Annotated in this window: 14 protein-coding genes; 5 read left to right on the forward strand and 9 right to left on the reverse strand. The window is 61.0% G+C overall.

What is annotated here, in order from left to right:
* Window positions 1–176: 176 nt before the first annotated feature.
* Window positions 177–1,340, reverse strand: coding sequence for a catalase family protein (locus AC1Q6I_RS31215; RefSeq protein WP_024074377.1), 1,164 nt, complete (start codon window positions 1,338–1,340; stop codon window positions 177–179).
* Window positions 1,337–3,148, reverse strand: a complete 1,812-nt coding sequence (locus AC1Q6I_RS31220) for a di-heme-cytochrome C peroxidase (protein WP_102624987.1) — start codon at window positions 3,146–3,148, stop codon at window positions 1,337–1,339. Before AC1Q6I_RS31220 ends, AC1Q6I_RS31215 begins: the two co-directional genes overlap by 4 nt.
* 258 nt (window positions 3,149–3,406) lie before the next feature.
* Between AC1Q6I_RS31220 and bamJ the strand changes: the two genes are divergently transcribed.
* The 4 genes from bamJ (at window position 3,407) to AC1Q6I_RS31240 (ending at window position 5,721) form a co-directional block, all read left to right on the forward strand.
* Window positions 3,407–4,138 carry a BamJ family beta-barrel-assembly machinery protein gene (gene bamJ / locus AC1Q6I_RS31225; RefSeq protein ID WP_024074379.1) on the forward strand — a complete coding sequence of 244 codons (732 nt, stop codon included), beginning with the start codon at window positions 3,407–3,409 and terminating at the stop codon, window positions 4,136–4,138.
* A gap of 312 nt (window positions 4,139–4,450) precedes the next feature.
* Window positions 4,451–4,906, forward strand: a complete 456-nt coding sequence (locus AC1Q6I_RS31230; protein ID WP_024074380.1) for a YkvA family protein — start codon at window positions 4,451–4,453, stop codon at window positions 4,904–4,906.
* A gap of 108 nt (window positions 4,907–5,014) precedes the next feature.
* A complete protein-coding gene (locus tag AC1Q6I_RS31235; protein WP_024074381.1) occupies window positions 5,015–5,353 on the forward strand; it encodes a helix-turn-helix domain-containing protein in 339 nt (112 codons plus the stop codon).
* Window positions 5,350–5,721: a hypothetical protein gene (locus AC1Q6I_RS31240; RefSeq protein WP_005786715.1), complete on the forward strand. Its 372-nt coding sequence runs from the start codon at window positions 5,350–5,352 to the stop codon at window positions 5,719–5,721. Before AC1Q6I_RS31235 ends, AC1Q6I_RS31240 begins: the two co-directional genes overlap by 4 nt.
* On the opposite strand, the gene AC1Q6I_RS31245 is transcribed toward AC1Q6I_RS31240, so the two are convergent.
* Together AC1Q6I_RS31245 and AC1Q6I_RS31250 are read right to left on the reverse strand one after the other, a co-directional pair.
* On the reverse strand, window positions 5,718–7,487 hold the full coding sequence (locus AC1Q6I_RS31245) for a bifunctional diguanylate cyclase/phosphodiesterase (protein WP_024074382.1): 1,770 nt from the start codon (window positions 7,485–7,487) through the stop codon (window positions 5,718–5,720). The two genes, AC1Q6I_RS31240 and AC1Q6I_RS31245, sit on opposite strands and share 4 nt — an antisense overlap.
* A gap of 118 nt (window positions 7,488–7,605) precedes the next feature.
* Window positions 7,606–9,687: a carboxy terminal-processing peptidase gene (locus tag AC1Q6I_RS31250; RefSeq protein WP_172831342.1), complete on the reverse strand. Its 2,082-nt coding sequence runs from the start codon at window positions 9,685–9,687 to the stop codon at window positions 7,606–7,608.
* Window positions 9,688–9,825: 138 nt separating this feature from the next.
* Here AC1Q6I_RS31250 and AC1Q6I_RS31255 point away from each other — a divergent pair, with 138 nt between their 5' ends.
* A complete protein-coding gene (locus AC1Q6I_RS31255; protein WP_069075612.1) occupies window positions 9,826–10,788 on the forward strand; it encodes a zinc-binding dehydrogenase in 963 nt (320 codons plus the stop codon).
* Window positions 10,789–10,931: 143 nt separating this feature from the next.
* Here the strand turns inward: AC1Q6I_RS31255 and AC1Q6I_RS31260 are convergent, their stop codons facing one another.
* The 5 genes from AC1Q6I_RS31260 to AC1Q6I_RS31280 are packed head-to-tail and all read right to left on the reverse strand — an operon-like array spanning window position 10,932 to window position 15,038.
* Window positions 10,932–11,585, reverse strand: coding sequence for an HAD family hydrolase (locus AC1Q6I_RS31260; RefSeq protein WP_069075613.1), 654 nt, complete (start codon window positions 11,583–11,585; stop codon window positions 10,932–10,934).
* Between the two features lie 31 nt (window positions 11,586–11,616).
* Window positions 11,617–12,606, reverse strand: coding sequence for an ABC transporter ATP-binding protein (locus AC1Q6I_RS31265; RefSeq protein ID WP_024074386.1), 990 nt, complete (start codon window positions 12,604–12,606; stop codon window positions 11,617–11,619).
* Entirely contained in the window at window positions 12,603–13,403 is an 801-nt protein-coding gene (locus AC1Q6I_RS31270; protein WP_024074387.1) for an ABC transporter permease, read from the reverse strand. Before AC1Q6I_RS31270 ends, AC1Q6I_RS31265 begins: the two co-directional genes overlap by 4 nt.
* Window positions 13,390–14,235 (reverse strand): ABC transporter permease, encoded by an 846-nt coding sequence (locus AC1Q6I_RS31275; protein ID WP_024074388.1) that lies wholly within the window; start codon window positions 14,233–14,235, stop codon window positions 13,390–13,392. The genes AC1Q6I_RS31270 and AC1Q6I_RS31275 overlap by 14 nt, the downstream gene beginning before the upstream one ends.
* Entirely contained in the window at window positions 14,232–15,038 is an 807-nt protein-coding gene (locus AC1Q6I_RS31280; RefSeq protein ID WP_102624988.1) for an alkaline phosphatase family protein, read from the reverse strand. The genes AC1Q6I_RS31275 and AC1Q6I_RS31280 overlap by 4 nt, the downstream gene beginning before the upstream one ends.
* Window positions 15,039–15,167: the final 129 nt, after the last annotated feature.

The raw sequence follows: 15,167 nt of genomic DNA on the forward strand, positions 1-15,167 counted from the left end.
CGCGAGCAAGCTCGCTCCTACAGAAGGCGATGTACGCTTAACTGAACGGCATTAGGGCAAGCCCGCTCGCCACAACAACCCGGTCGTTTAATGGGGAGGTTTCAATTCTTAATAATCAATAAGTTATTTTTGAGGGGCGTGCTCCCACCACTTGACGGAGTCCTGCCCCCCCAACCTTACAAGTTGCGGCTGTGCCGATAATCACTCACCGCCTCATACACGGCTTTACGCAAGCGATTGATCCCCCCGATGGGCCGGTGCGCCTCTACCCCAAACCACGGGTTGAACGACTGGTTGTCGCACGCCAGGTTAAGCGCGGGTGTATCGAAATCCTGTGGCGGGATCTTCACCTTCGCCACGGTTTCATAGGGCGCATCGCTTTCCTTCCATTCGATGCTGGTGTCTTCGATCGGCATGTACTTCTGCGGGTTCTGCCGCTGGATCTGCAGCACGAAACACGCCGGTACGCGATCGGTGGACAACTGCTGGTTCAAGGCACTGCGCAGGAAATTCGGCAGGTCCTGGTTCTGTTTCGGCAGCACGTATTCCGGGCAGCTCTGCGGGTCGGGCGCGACACGGAACTTGGCGTTGGCCGCACCGAACTTATAGGGCGAAACCGAAAAGTAGGTGGTCTGCGTTGGGCTGGCCGGCGCGGGGGCCAGGGTCGCCAGGGCGATAAACAGGTGGCGCACTTGCCAACTGCGTGGGTCGGCCTTGGGGAAGAACGCCAGGACTTTCTTGCCGTCGGCCTGGGCGCCGATGTTCTGCGCGTATTCAGCCACATCGCTGACAAAGAAGTTCGGGTGGCTGAACATCACGAAGTCCTGTTCGGCCCGCGCCTGCTGGTCCGCCAGCAGCTGCTTACCTGGCACATCGAGCAGTTTGAGCGCCATGCCGCGCGCATCGCGGATGCTGTCGAACTGCGGGTAGGCGTTGCCGTTGGACAGGCGCATCATCGCTTGCCAGGTCTTGCCCGGCTCAGCGAAGACGCCCTGGCGCAATGCCGGGTCGAGGTCGGCGGGCACGCTGACTTCGGCCTTCACGCAACCGTGGGCCTTGGCATGGGCATCGCGCAGGTAACGCGTGCCTTCGCGGTGCTGGTCAACGATGCGCACAGCGGTCTGGATAATGCCTTGGGTCATCGCCGCTTCACCGGGCGGGATCTGCTCATCCGGCGACACCGGGCCGCTGTGCTGCCAGGCAAACCACGCCGTGCTCGCCAGCCAGCCGAGCAGGCCCAGGCCCACCAGCCACAGCAGGGTCTTGCCGAGAAACGCGCCGATGCGCAGCCACAGGCGGGCAAGCAGGGAAGGTTGGTCGTATCGAGATCGGATCATCATGGCAGTTGTTGCTCCAGCGGGCCGCCCAGCACTTTCAGGTATTCCAGCAGCGCCCAGCGTTCCTGCGGCAACAAGCCACGGCCGATGACGCCATTGCCACGTTGGCCGGCACGGAATTCGTGGCCGCTGTTGTGGTTGCCGGTGATTTTGGTATCGAACAGGAAGGCATTCTTGAAGGCTGCGGTCTCAAAGCCCAGGTGACGCGGGTCGTAGTTGAAGGTGCCTTTATAGAAGGTGGTACTGCGTTCGTCCTGGGGCGAGAGCAATTGGTAGATCGTCGGCACGGAGCCGTTATGCAGGAACGGTGGGGTGGCCCATACGCCGGCCAATGGCCGCGCCTTGTAGGCGCGCAACTCGCGCACGCCGATAGGCAGGCCGTAACCGTCCAGGCGCGGCCGCTCGGCCGGGGTCACACCGGCAGCGCGGTAGGCGTGGTCCTCAACGAAGGCGGTGACGTAGGCCAGGCCCTTGGCCACCGAGACTTTTTTCAGGTCCAGTGGTTCGGTGGGCGTGGGGTGCAGTTCGACATTGAGCTTGGCCAGTTCCGCAGGGTCCCATTGCAGGGCGCTGAGGTCATAGCGCTGGTCGGCAATGTTGCTGGCGGTGCCCGGGTCGGTCCCGATGTAGTCCACCGGGAGCATCTTCAGGTGCTGCACCGGGCGGCCCTGTTCCTGGGTGACGGCCGGCACATGGCAGCCGGCGCAGTTCTCGGTGAACAGCGCGCGGCCTTGGGCCGCGAGGGGCTTGTCGATGGCACCGAACAGATCTTCCGGCCAGGTGGGGGGCTTGAGGCGTTGCAGGGTTTCTTCGATCAGGTTCAGGTCGCGCACGCGCACGCTGGACGGGTAGCGCGCATCGCCCTGGAGCGGCTGGCCGGCGCCGTCGAAGAACGTCAGGGTCGCGCCCACGCCGAGGGCTTCGCCGATATTGCGGGCCATGGGTTGCTGGGCTGAACCGTTCCATTGCACCCAGTCGAAGGTCCAGATATCCCACAGTTGCGGGTAGTCCACAGGTGCGTTGGCGACGCGGTAATTATCCGGAGAAATGGCATCGCCGAAGCTGGCGTTGGCGATGCGGCCAAAGGCGTCGGTGCGTCCCGGGCCTTCTTCGGTGGGGTAGAGGCCGCGATGGGTGTCATTCCAGGCGACTTTGAGGAACCGGTTCAGCGACTGTTTGAAGTCCTGGCGCAGTTGCTCCTTATTGTGATCGTCGTAATCGTGACCCAGCACGCGGCGGGCGAAACGCTCGAATTTCCACGGGTTGTAATACGTTGCCGCAAGGCTGGCCACCAGGGCCTGGCCGAAACTGCCGCCGCGCAAGGTGGGCACGCTGGAGGGCAGCACGTGCTGCGCGGAACCCCCGTCGATACGCAGGGCCTGGCCGTTGAAGTGAAGCTCGCCGGTGTGGCAGGCGGCACAGGTGATATCCAGGTATTCGCTGGGGTCGTCGGCGTTCTTGTGTCGGGCGAAACCCACGGGCAGGTTGCCGGGGTTCTGCGCGGTGGGCACTTGCTTGGGATCCACCAGGAAACCGAAGCGCGCCAGGTACTCGGGCGTGGCAAAGCGCTGATCGGAAAACGGCAACTCCAGGGCAGTGAACCAGTCGTAATGCAGGCCCTTGACCTGGGTGCCCTGGGGCGTGAAGTAATAGGTCTGGCGGTCGGCGGCACTCCATTGATCCTGGTAGTGCACCTGCTTCACGGGGACGTAGTCCGGTAACTTGGGGTTGACGGTGTAATAGATCACCACGGCCAGCAATAGGGCAAAAATGGCGAATATCAGCAGTAAAACACGGGAAAAAATGCGCAAGATGGCTATCCTTGTCTCGGCCTTGTCGAGGGGTTGCGTTGTTATGCCACTACGCCACAAGTGCGGCAAGTGGCCATGAGGCTGGTAGTAGGCGGACCCACGATCCATCGCGGGGGCCCATCATGAATGAAAATGCTTTTAAACACGTGAACTTATCAGAAGTTTCCTGCTCACATGCCGGTAGCCATTGGTCGTGGCCGCCTGATAAGCTCGCGACTTTATTCAAATGCCCTTTTGGCGCATGAACAAGGAAATAGCATGAAACAGCATCGGTTGGCGGCGGCGGTGGCCCTGGTTAGCCTGGTACTTGCGGGTTGTGATTCGCAGACCAGCGTAGAGCTGAAAACCCCGGCGCAGAAAGCTTCCTACGGCATCGGCCTGAACATGGGCAAGAGCCTTGCCCAAGAAGGCATGGATGACCTGGACTCCAAAGCGGTAGCCCAAGGCATCGAAGATGCCGTTGGCAAGAAAGAACAGAAGCTGAAAGACGACGAACTGGTTGAAGCGTTTGCCGCACTGCAGAAGCGTGCTGAAGAACGCATGGCCAAGATGAGCGAAGAGTCGGCAGCCGCCGGCAAGAAATTCCTCGAAGACAATGCCAAGAAAGACGGCGTCGTCACTACCGCTTCCGGTCTGCAGTACAAGATCGTGAAGAAGGCCGATGGCCCTCAGCCTAAGCCTACCGACGTGGTGACCGTTCACTACACCGGCAAACTCACCAACGGCACTACCTTTGACAGCTCCGTGGATCGCGGTAGCCCGATTGACCTGCCGGTCAGCGGTGTGATCCCAGGTTGGGTCGAAGGCCTGCAACTGATGCACGTTGGCGAGAAGGTCGAGTTGTACATCCCGTCCGACCTGGCTTACGGCGCCCAGAGCCCGAGCCCTGCGATTCCAGCCAACTCCGTGCTGGTATTCGACCTGGAGCTGCTGGGCATCAAGGACCCGGCCAAGGCTGAAGCCCCTGACGCACCAGCCGCCAAGAAGTAATCGGCGCCTGAACACCCAACGCCCCGTCTCGACGGGGCGTTGTCGTTTCTGCGGTTCCCCCATTCACGGCTCCGCCAATCCAAACGAACGTCCGCAACGTGAAACAGTCTGATATAAGGTTCGAGTACGACTATCCGCACGCAAGCGCCAAGTCAATGAATTCTTGGGTTTTTTTCATGTGCGCAAAAAACGCCCGATCTGACTGCAAGCCTTGTAAACCGTGGCTTTCAGCCAGGAAAACGGGCTCTGTTCACAAGGTTATCCACAATTTGTGTGGATAACCTTTTCTGTTGCCTGGAACTGGAGTGACGAATGAAACCACCCTTCAATTTCACCCGCTTCCTGCCCATGGCCGCTCGCCTGCTCGGCCGTGGACGGTTGCCGACCCTGCTGTTCGCCGTTGCCGCCAAGGGCTCAAGCCAGGGGAACCGCTTGGGCAAACTCAAGGATGACCTCAAGCTGCTCCAGTCCCTGTGCCTGGCCTACTGGCGCGGCGAGTACCGTGCGATCAGTCCCAAGGCGCTGGTTTCGGTGGTGGCGGGGCTGATGTACTTCCTCAGCCCGGTTGATGCGATCCCGGACTTTATCCCCATGTTCGGCATGCTCGACGACATTGCGGTGCTGGCATGGGTCATGAAGACCCTGGAAGGCGAACTCAGCGCCTTTCGTGCCTGGCGTGAGGCGCAGCGCCCGGAAAAGCTCGCCGTGGTCGAGCGGCTGCCTGCGACACCGGCCTTGCTGGCCAATGAAAACCCGCAAAAAAACTGACGACAGTGCTATCCCCCTGCGACCTTTGTGGCTGTTAGGATTACACTCTTAAGAAGGTGCTTAAGGAAAGTGCTTACTTAGTAAGTGTTGTTATCCTACGGGGCGGTCATGGATATTCAGATAATTTCACGGAATGGCGAACCCGAATATGCGGTGTTGCCATGGGATCAGTACCAGGCGCTGCTAAAAGCTGCCGGTCAGCAACAGCCTACGTCACCTTCGCCTTCTACTGCCCAAGCCGCTGTCGCCCAGGACCTGCGCCCGCTCGCTGACCTGCGCGGCTTGCGCGAAGCCAAGGGCCTGGCCATCGAGACCCTGGCGCGTACCGTGGGTATCAGCCCCTCGTATCTTGGATTGATCGAAAGTGGTGAACGCCAGCCGGATGCCGCGATCCGCCGCAGCCTGGCCTGGGAACTGGGCGTTGCAGGTTGGAGGGACGAGTCTTGAGCTTACGTATCAGCCGTCAACACTGGGATGGGTTATTGAATGAACTGGACCAGGCGCGCCGCCAGCGCCATCTGCTGACCTACCGCGCACTGCTGGAGCGCCTGCAATTTCCCACGCCGGCCATGCAAACCCTGGCCGCCGCGCTGGAACACCTGGCTGCGCTGGACGCCAAGGCCGAGCAGCCGTTACGCAGCTCCCTGGTGATCAGCCAGGGCGCCAGCCGCCTGCCGCGCACCGGTTTCTTTGAGTGTGTGGAGCGCTTGGGGCGTTTCAGCGGGCCATCCGATGGGGTGGCCGCCGCCTCCTGGCACGCCTCGGAAGTGGTGCGCGTATTCGAATACGAGTACCCGGAGTCCGCCGAGGCCTAAAGCGCCTGCGGCAGCAAATCCAGGCTGTCGATCACGTGGATGCTGTAGCCGGCCACATCCTTGGCGTGGTGTTTGGCCTGGGATGCCAGTTCGGCCAACTGGCTGGCATCGAGTTGTCCACAGGCCTGTGGATATAAATGCACCACGCCGATGGACAGCGACAGCAACGCAAACTCCTGGCGTATACCCTGGCGGTTCAGGGCCACGAAGCAGCCTGCATCCAGATGCTCGGCGCGGTAGAAACGTCGGCACTGGGTGTGAAAGTCGTCCAGCAGTTGGTTGAGCCGCTTGCGCCAATCCTGCGGCCCCAGCACCAGCAAAAAGTCATCGCCACCGATATGCCCGACGAAGTCGCGGCTGGGGTCGACCCGGTCGTTCAGGCATTGTGCCAGGCACAACAACACCTCATCCCCACGCCCGTAGCCGTAGATATCGTTGAACGGCTTGAAGCTGTCGATATCCACATAGCAAATCACCGACTCCCGTTGCTGTTGCAACAGCCGCGTCAGGCACTGCTGGATCGGCACATTGCCCGGCAACAGGGTCAACGGGTTGGCGTAGCGCGCCTGCTGGATTTTCAGTTCGGTGATCAGCTTGAGCACGTCGATTACCCGGCCCAGGCCCAGGTAGTCGCCGTTGAGCGTGATGATGAAATCCTCTTCGATGCGTTGCCGGGCGCGGCTGGTGAGCAGCCGGCTGACTTGCTGCAAGGATTGGCTCAGTTCCACCGCCAGAAAATCAGTGCTCATCAGGCGGCTGATCGGCTTGCGCGCGAAGAGGTCGGTGGCAAACGGTTTGAGCAGCGCATCGGACAACGAATGCCGATGCACGATACCGACCGGATGGCCACGCCCATCCAGCACCGCCAGCGAATTGAGGTTGGCCTGGCGCCGGAAAGATTCCAGCACTTGGGCGGTGGCGGTGTCCTGATCCACCGCCGGTTGTTCGTTGAGCAGCGCGCTGAGGTCGCTGGCTTCCTCGCTGAGGGCAATATTGGCGTTGTCGGGCTTGGGCAGCATCAGGCGTGCTTCCTGCGGCGGGTGTTCCTGCGGGCGGCAAAGCAGGTACCCCTGGACCAGGTCGACCCCCATCTCGGTCAGCACCGCCAGTTCCTCGGGCAGTTCGATGCCCTCGGCGATCACCTGGGCGCGAGAGGCCCGGGCGATTTGCAGGATGGAGCCGACAAACTCACGTTTGAGCGCGTCCTGATGAATACCATCGATGAAGTGCCGGTCGATTTTCACGTAATCCGGGCGTAACTCCGACCACAGCCGCAGGCTGGAATACCCGGCGCCCAGGTCATCAAGGGCGATGGCGAAGCCCATGTCACGGTAATGATGCAGGGCGGTTTGCAGCACGTCGAAATCGTCGGTGGGTGTCTGCTCGGTGAGTTCGATCACCACCTGGCTCGGTGGAATGCCGAAGTCGCGCAGCAGTTGCAGGGTGCGCCCTGGTTGGTGCGCCGTTTCCATCAGGGATTCCGGCGAGATATTGAGAAACAGCTTGCCCGGCAGCTTCTGGTCGCTGAAGCGGCGGCAGGCGCTCTCGCGGCAAGCCATTTCCAGTTCACTGAGGCGCCCTGCGTGGCTGGCCACGGCGAACAAGGCGACAGGGGAGTGCAGCGGGCTGTTGGACGGGCCACGACTGAGGGCTTCGTAGCCGAGGATGCGCCGTTCTGACAGGCAGATGATCGGTTGGAACAGGCTGTGCAAACTGCCTTGAGCCAGGATAGAGCCCAATGCATTCAGCTGTTCGGTCATGGTCATGGCGATCTCGATCGAAAAAAAAGGACCGCAGGCAATAAGCCTACGGTCCTTCATTTCACGACAGAATGATGTCTATATGATGACACTCTGCTGAGCGATCACATTAAATCGCCATCATTTACTGCTTGGCCACCTGCTTGCTGACTTTCAGGTAGTCCAGCAGGATCCGGCCTGTCTCGGCCAGGTAGGCGTCGTCTTCCGGCTTGGTTTTATCCGCCTCGGTCGGCAGCGCATCTTCATCTTCTTTCTTCAGCTCCTTGAGTGGCTCTTCGCCCTTGGCCTTGCGGCGGACGTTTTCCAGCACCAGTTGCTGATTCTCGATGTCGCTGTGCTGCTTGCGGCGATCCACTTCGTTGAGGCTGACGGTTTTCTCTTCCATCAACTTCTTGGCCAAAGCCAGTTTGTCGCGGATAAACACGAACTCGGCATCCTTGGCGGAGCGGATGTCATGGTCGGCCTTCAACTGCGCCAGGAACGGTTTGAACGGGTCTGACGCGGGCTTGATCGCGGGACGGATGGTGTCCCACGGCATGGCCTCAGGCAGTGCGCTCTCGCCGATTTCCTTGGTATCGATGATCGATGGGAAGTCGATGTCCGGCAGTACGCCCTGATGCTGGGTGCTCTGCCCGGAAACCCGGTAGAACTTGGCCAGGGTCAGTTTCAGCTCGCCATGGTTGAGCGGCTGGATGGTCTGCACGGTGCCTTTACCGAAGGTCTGGCCGCCGATGATCAACGCGCGGTGATAGTCCTGCATGGCGCCAGCGAAAATCTCCGAAGCCGAGGCCGAGAGGCGGTTGACCAGCAACGCCATCGGGCCTTTGTAGAAGGCGCCGGGGTTTTCGTCTTCGAGCACGTCGACACGGCCGTCAGCATTGCGTACCAACACGGTCGGGCCCTTGTCGATAAACAGGCTGGTCAGCTCGGTGGCTTCCTGCAGGGAACCGCCGCCGTTGTTGCGCAGGTCGATGACCACGCCGTCGACTTTTTCCTTCTGCAGCTCGGTAAGGATTTTCTTCACGTCGCGGGTGGTGGACTTGTAGTCCGGGTCGCCGGCACGGAAGGCCTTGAAGTCCAGGTAGAAGGCCGGGATTTCAATCACGCCCAGCTTGTAGTCCTTGCCATCCTGCTTGAGGTTGAGGACTTTCTTCTGCACGGCCTGGTCTTCGAGCTTCACCGCTTCGCGGGTGATGGACACGATCTTGCTGGTCTGGTCGTTCGGCGCATTGGTGTGCGGAATCACTTCCAGGCGCACCACGCTGCCTTTCGGCCCACGGATCAGCTTGACCACTTCGTCCAGGCGCCAGCCGACCACATCGACCATCTCTTTGTCGGCCTGGGCCACGCCGATGATCTTGTCGGCCGGAGCCACTTGCTTGGTCTTGTCTGCCGGACCCGCCGGCACCAGGCGCACGATCTTGACCTGGTCATTGTCGCTTTGCAGGACGGCACCGATGCCTTCCAGCGACAGACTCATATTGATATCGAAGTTTTCCGCGTTATCTGGCGACAGATAGTTGGTGTGCGGGTCGTAGGACATCGCAAAGGTATTGATGTAGGCCTGGAAGATATCTTCGGCACGGGTCTGGTCCAGGCGCGCCAACTGGTTCTTGTAGCGCTTGGTCAACAGTTCCTGGATGGCCTTGGGGTCTTTGCCGGCGATCTTCAGGCGCAGCACTTCGTCCTTGACGCGTTTGCGCCACAGGTCGTCGAGCGCGGCGGTACTGGTCAGCCAAGGGGCGTCCTTGCGATCCACCAGAAGGGATTCCTTCTCGGTGAAGTCGAGCTTGTCGACGCCTTTGTTCAGCTCCGCCAAGGCGAAGTCCAGACGCGCTTTGACGCGGTCCAGGTAGCGCTTGTAGATGGTGAAGCCGGGTTGCAGGTCACCGCTCTTGAGGAAGTCGTCGAACTGGGTCTTCCACTTGTCGAACTCAGCGATATCGCTGGCCAGGAAGTAGCTGCGCGACGGATCCAGCAGCTTGAGGTAGCTGTCATAGATGATCACCGAGCGCGCGTCGTCCAGCGGCGGCTTGCTGTAGTGATGGCGCTTGAGCAACTCGACGACGTTAAGGCTGGCAATCACCTCATCGCGATCAGGCTGAAGATTGTCCCAGCTATTGGCTGCGAACGTATTGGTCGACATCGACGAGAGGCCGAGACCAATGAAAAGAGCGAGGGCGGTGCTGGGGAACAAATGCTTCATGCTGATTCGACGCGGGGGCAATTGATAACGCATATTAGGCCGTCTTTGAAGTCGCCGGTTCCATATGGGCCGGTCGCATAATGCAAAAAGCCCGACGCTACAGCTACGGGCTCAGTCCAGACTCACTATGGAGGCACTGTGAAAGCATTGCAAGGCGTTGAAGGTCATGTGGAGTGGGTTGAGGCGCCAAGTCCTACGTGCGATGTAGGCCAAGTTCGCATTCGCGTGGCGGCTGCGGGGCTCAATCGCGCCGATTTATTGCAGCGGGCGGGGCTCTATCCGCCGCCGCCGGGCGTCAGCCATGTGCTGGGCCTGGAGTGTTCCGGGGTGATCAGCGAAGTCGGGGCCGGCTCGTCCTGGCAAGTGGGCGACCGGGTCTGCGCGCTGCTGGCCGGTGGCGGCATGGCGGAAGAAGTGGTGGTGGATGCTCGCCATGTACTGCCCGTGCCCGAAGGCCTGTCGCTGGCCGAAGCGGCGGCGTTGCCTGAGGTGTACAGCACGGCGTGGCTCAATCTGTTCCAGCTGGCAGGGCTCAAGCCCGGTGAAAAAGTGTTGCTGCACGCGGGCGCCAGCGGCGTGGGTTCGGCGGCGATCCAGCTGTGCAAGGCGTTTGGCAGCCCGTGCTGGGTCAGCGTCGGTTCGGCGCAGCGCCTGGCCTACTGCGAAGACCTCGGGGCCCAGGGCGGTGTGGTGCGCACCGATGGTATCGAAGGGTTGCGCGATTTCGGGCCGTTCGATGTGATCCTCGACCCGGTCGGCGGCAGCTACGCGGCGTTGGACCTCAAGCTGCTGGCCCTGGACGGGCGCTGGGTGTTGATCGGCCTGATGGGGGGCCGCGAGGCGCAGCTGGACCTGGCACAGGTGCTGGGCAAGCGTATTCAGTTGTTGGGCTCGACCCTGCGCAGCCGTGATGATCAGTTCAAGGCTGACCTGTTCAGTGATCTGAGCCAGCAGGTGTGGCCGCTGTTCGCCGAAGGGCGCTTGAGCCCACAGTTGGCCAAGACGTTTCCGATCAAGGATGCCGAGGCGGCGTTTGCCGAGTTGGCGACCAACCAGATTGCCGGGAAGTTGGTGTTGGTGATTGACGAAAGCCTGACCTGATCCGGGATTGAAATAGGGTCAAGGTGGGTGGAGGCTCGCTCCCGATGGCGGTGGGTCAGTGAAGAATTCTTCATCTGGCACACTGCCATCGGGAGCAAGTCGAATCGTCGCACCGCCCCTCCCACATTTGGATTTCGGTCGAATCAGACCCAGTGGTGGATCGGCCAGCCGGCCTTCTCGGCGTGCTCGCGCAGCACCGGATCCGGGTTCACCACCTGTGGGTGATCGACTTTCAGCAGTAACGGCAGATCATTGCGCGAATCCGAATAAAAGTACGCCCCTTCCAGGGTTTCTCCTTCCCGTTCCAACCAATCCAGCAAACGCGTGATCTTGCCTTCGCGGTAGGTCAGCACACCGACGGTACGGCCGCTGTACGCGCCATGGCCGACGTCCAGATCGATCCCGAGCACCTCATCGATACCGATACGCGCCGCAATGGGCGTGACCAGGTGGGTGCCCGATGCGGAGATCACCAGGACTCGGTCGCCGTTCGCCCGGTGGCGGGCGATGGTTTTGGTGGCGTCGCTATAGATCAGCGGCTCGATCACATCTTCGACCCACGGTTCGACCAGATGCTCGATTTCCTCCGGCGTGCGGCCAATCATCGGCTCCAGGCTGAAGTCCATGAAGTCTTCCATGGCCAGCTCGCCCCGGCTGTAGGCGTCCATCAGTTCGTTGTTCTTGCGCATGAACGACTCCGGGTCGACCCAGCCGAGGCGGCCCATCTGCTCGCTCCACAGGGTGGCGCAGTCACCGTGGATCAGCGTGTCGTCCAAATCAAAAATTACCAATGCCATCCGTCATGCTCTCTCAGTCAATCGTTGTTGCTCAGGCTACTTCACACAGCGCACTGGGGTCGATGGAAAGTGCCAGGCGCTGGCCGTCCGGGTGCAGGTCGTCCGCCGAGCGGTTGAGCACGTCCACCACCAGTTCCACGCCACGGGCTTCGATGCGGTAACGGATCACGTTACCCAGCAGGCTGTGGCTGCGCACCAAGGCGTCGAGTTCGCCGCTGCGGCTCAGTTCGATGGCTTCGGGGCGAATCGCGATACGCCCACTGATCGGGCGTTGCAGCAGTTGGCTGGCCTTGTCGGCATCGAGCAGGTTGTAGTTGCCGATAAACCCGGCGGCAAATACGTCCACGGGTGCGGTGTAGAGGGTTTCGGCGTCGCCGCTTTGCACGATCTTGCCCTGGTTCATCAGGAAGATGCGGTCGGACATGGTCAGCGCTTCCTCCTGGTCATGGGTCACGAAAATCGTGGTCAGCCCCAGTTCGCGCTGGATCTGACGGATCTGTTCGCGCAGGTGCTTGCGAATGCGTGCATCCAGTGCCGACAGCGGCTCATCGAGCAGCAGCAGGCGCGGGCGCGTGACCAGCGAGCGGGCCAGGGCTACGCGCTGGCACTGGCCGCCGGACATCTGGTGCGGATAACGTCCGGCCAGGTCCTTGAGTTCCACCAGTTGCAGTACTTCCTGCACGCGCTTGTGGCTGTCGTCGGCATTGACTTTCTGCATGCGCAGGCCGAAGGCGACGTTCTGTTCCACGGTCATGTTGGGGAACAGCGCATAGCTCTGGAACACCATGCCGATCTGCCGCTTCTGCGGGCTCAGCGGTACGATGTCCTGGCCGTCGAGGAGAATCTGGCCGCTGTCCACCGAGGTCAGGCCGGCGATGCAACGCAGCAGGGTGGATTTGCCGCAGCCGGACGGGCCAAGCAGGGTGACGAACTCGCCCTTGGCGATCTCGCAGTTGATGTCGCTGAACACCGGAGTGCCGGCGTAGCCTTTTTGCAGGTGTTGGACGCTCACGAAGCTCATTGGCTTTTGTCCTTGTTCAAGATATTGGCGGCCCAGGTCAGCACCAGCACAAAGAAGAAATAGGAAATCACGACAGCACTGGTGAAGTGGCCGCTGCTGTTGCGCATGTTGTTGAGGTACACCTGCAGGGTCTCGTAGCGTGTCCCCACGAGGATATTGGCGAACACGAACTCACCGAACAGGAACGAGAACGACAGCAGCAGGGCGACCATCAAGCCTTTGCGCAGGTTCGGCAGCACCACCAGGATCGCCGCCTGCCAGGTGCTGGCGCCGAGCAGTTGCGAGGCGTCCATCAGGTCGCGCAGGTTGATGGCTTGCAGGTTGTTGGTGATCGCGCGGTACATGAACGGCAAGGCCACGGTGAAGTAGCAGCCGATCAGAATCCACGGCGTGCCCACCATCGCGAATGGGCCGGAACCATACAGTTGCAGCAGGCCCACCGACGACACCACCGGCGGCACCGCGAAGGGCAGCAGGATCAGGATATTCATCAGCGCATCGAGCCGGGGGAAGTGGTAGTGCACCACAAACAGCAACGGCAAAATCAACACCACCGACAGGATCAGCGCACCCACGCATACCAGCAAGGATTGCCCGAAGGCCATCAGGAAGCGCGGGTCACTCCACAGCTGCACATACCATTTCACCGTGAAGCCGGCGGGCAGGATGGTGGCCGACCAACTGCTGGCGATGGAATAGACGAAGGTGCCGATCAGCGGCAACACCAGGATCGCGAACAACAGGTACACCACTACGCGATGGTAGAGGGCGGCAGGGCCGGCTTCAGCGCGAGACATGGTAGCTCCTCTTGAGCAGCAGTTGATGGACTACCGTGACCACGGTCATCAGTGCCACCAGCACGACGGCCAGGGCACTGGCCAGGTTCGGGTCGAGTGACACGTCGCCGGACACCAGGCCCGCGATGCGGATCGGCAGCACGTTGAAGTTACCGGTGGTCAAGGCATAGACGGTGGCATAGGCACCCAGGGCGTTGGCCAGCAGGATCACGAAAGTGCCGAGCAGCGCCGGCGCCAATACCGGCAAGCCGATATGCCGCCAGAACTGCCAGCCATTTGCGCCCAGCAACGCCGCCGATTCGCGCCAGTCTTCGCGCAGCGCATCAAACGCCGGGTAGAGCAGCAGTACGCCGAGGGGGATCTGGAAGTAGGTGTAGAGGATGATCAACCCGGTCTTGGAGTACAGGTTGAAGTCCTGGATAAGCCCGGCCTGCTTGAGCATCAAGGTGATGCTGCCGTTGAACCCCAGCAGGATGATGAAGGCAAACGCCAAGGGCACGCCGGCGAAGTTGCTGGTCATGTTGGCGAAGGCGGTGACGAAGTTACGCAGCGGCGAATCGACGCGGCGCAGGGAGTAACTGCCCAGGGTGGCGATGATGATCCCGAAGATGCTGGAGTAGAAGCTGATCTCCAGGCTGAACTGGATCGCTTGCCGGTAGAACTTCGAACTGAAGATGCGCGTGAAGTTGTCCACGCCCCAGCCGGACTCTTCCGTTTGCAGGCTGTTGATCAGCACCCACACCAGTGGGGCAATCTCGAACACGATGAAAAACAGTGCGAATGGCACCAGGCATAGCAACGCCAGCCATTTGCCGCGGGTCATAGCGTTCATTTAAGCAGCTCCCGGCATACCGGTTTGTCGTGGGGGACGCCCAGCAGTTCGCAGACGGTGCCGCACAGCTCGGTCTGTTTCGGTGCGGCGCCGGCGTCCAGGCTGAAGGCGTCGCCGATGACGAACAGCGGCACTTCGCGTTCTTCCGGCAGCAGGCCATTGTGGGAACGGTCGTTGTTCATGCCGTGGTCGGCGGTCACCAGCACCTGGTAACCGGCATCGAGCCAGGCTTGCAGGTAGTCGGCCAGGATGATGTCGGCCGCGCGTGCGCTGTTGCGGTACTGCGGTGTGTCGAGGCCGTGCTTGTGGCCGGCGTCGTCGATGTTCATCGGGTGCACCACCAGTAGGTTCGGCGCGTGCTTGAGCCGCAGGCTCTCGGCGTCGGCAAACAGGTGTGAATCCGGGTAATGGTCATTCCAGTAGAAATGCCCGTGCTGGATCGCCAGCGCCTTGTCGTCGGTATGACGGTCACGGGCGGCGATAAAGGGCGTGCGGTTATACAACTCGCTGACCCAGTGATAGGCCGCTGCCGCCGTGGTGAGACCGGCGTCGGTGGCGTAGTGAAAGATGCTGCGCTGGTTGGACAGGCGTGAAACGTTGTTGTGCACGATGCCGCTCTGGATCGGTGGCACGCCGGTGAGGATGCATTCATACAGCGGACGGGACAGGGCAGGCAGTTCACATTCCAGCTTGTAGAGGGCTGCGCGTCCTGCGCCGACATAGGCCTGCAAGTGCCCCATGGCGTGCCTCGCAACCTCAAAGTTGAGGCCGTCGAGCACGACAAGGATGACAGTGTGCTTCATGGGGGAGAACGCTCCGCGGCAATAGACTTGACTCAATTTCCCTGGAGGAACGAGGTCAAAAGTGTGGGAGGGGGCTTGCCCCCGATAGCGGTGTGTCATTCAACGGATTGGTTAGCTGATCCACCGTCA

The sequence above is a fragment of the Pseudomonas sp. MPR-R2A5 genome (genome assembly GCF_058793055.1).

What these genes read in the sequence shown, in the direction of transcription:
- AC1Q6I_RS31250 (WP_172831342.1), bottom strand. Translation starts at nt 9,687, where the DNA reads ATGAAGCATTTGTTCCCCAGCACCGCCCTCGCTCTTTTCATTGGTCTC.
- AC1Q6I_RS31245 (WP_024074382.1), bottom strand. Translation starts at nt 7,487, where the DNA reads ATGACCATGACCGAACAGCTGAATGCATTGGGCTCTATCCTGGCTCAA.
- AC1Q6I_RS31230 (WP_024074380.1), top strand. Translation starts at nt 4,451, where the DNA reads ATGAAACCACCCTTCAATTTCACCCGCTTCCTGCCCATGGCCGCTCGC.
- AC1Q6I_RS31265 (WP_024074386.1), bottom strand. Translation starts at nt 12,606, where the DNA reads ATGAGCTTCGTGAGCGTCCAACACCTGCAAAAAGGCTACGCCGGCACT.
- bamJ (WP_024074379.1), top strand. Translation starts at nt 3,407, where the DNA reads ATGAAACAGCATCGGTTGGCGGCGGCGGTGGCCCTGGTTAGCCTGGTA.
- AC1Q6I_RS31215 (WP_024074377.1), bottom strand. Translation starts at nt 1,340, where the DNA reads ATGATGATCCGATCTCGATACGACCAACCTTCCCTGCTTGCCCGCCTG.
- AC1Q6I_RS31260 (WP_069075613.1), bottom strand. Translation starts at nt 11,585, where the DNA reads ATGGCATTGGTAATTTTTGATTTGGACGACACGCTGATCCACGGTGAC.
- AC1Q6I_RS31235 (WP_024074381.1), top strand. Translation starts at nt 5,015, where the DNA reads ATGGATATTCAGATAATTTCACGGAATGGCGAACCCGAATATGCGGTG.
- AC1Q6I_RS31280 (WP_102624988.1), bottom strand. Translation starts at nt 15,038, where the DNA reads ATGAAGCACACTGTCATCCTTGTCGTGCTCGACGGCCTCAACTTTGAG.
- AC1Q6I_RS31275 (WP_024074388.1), bottom strand. Translation starts at nt 14,235, where the DNA reads ATGAACGCTATGACCCGCGGCAAATGGCTGGCGTTGCTATGCCTGGTG.
- AC1Q6I_RS31270 (WP_024074387.1), bottom strand. Translation starts at nt 13,403, where the DNA reads ATGTCTCGCGCTGAAGCCGGCCCTGCCGCCCTCTACCATCGCGTAGTG.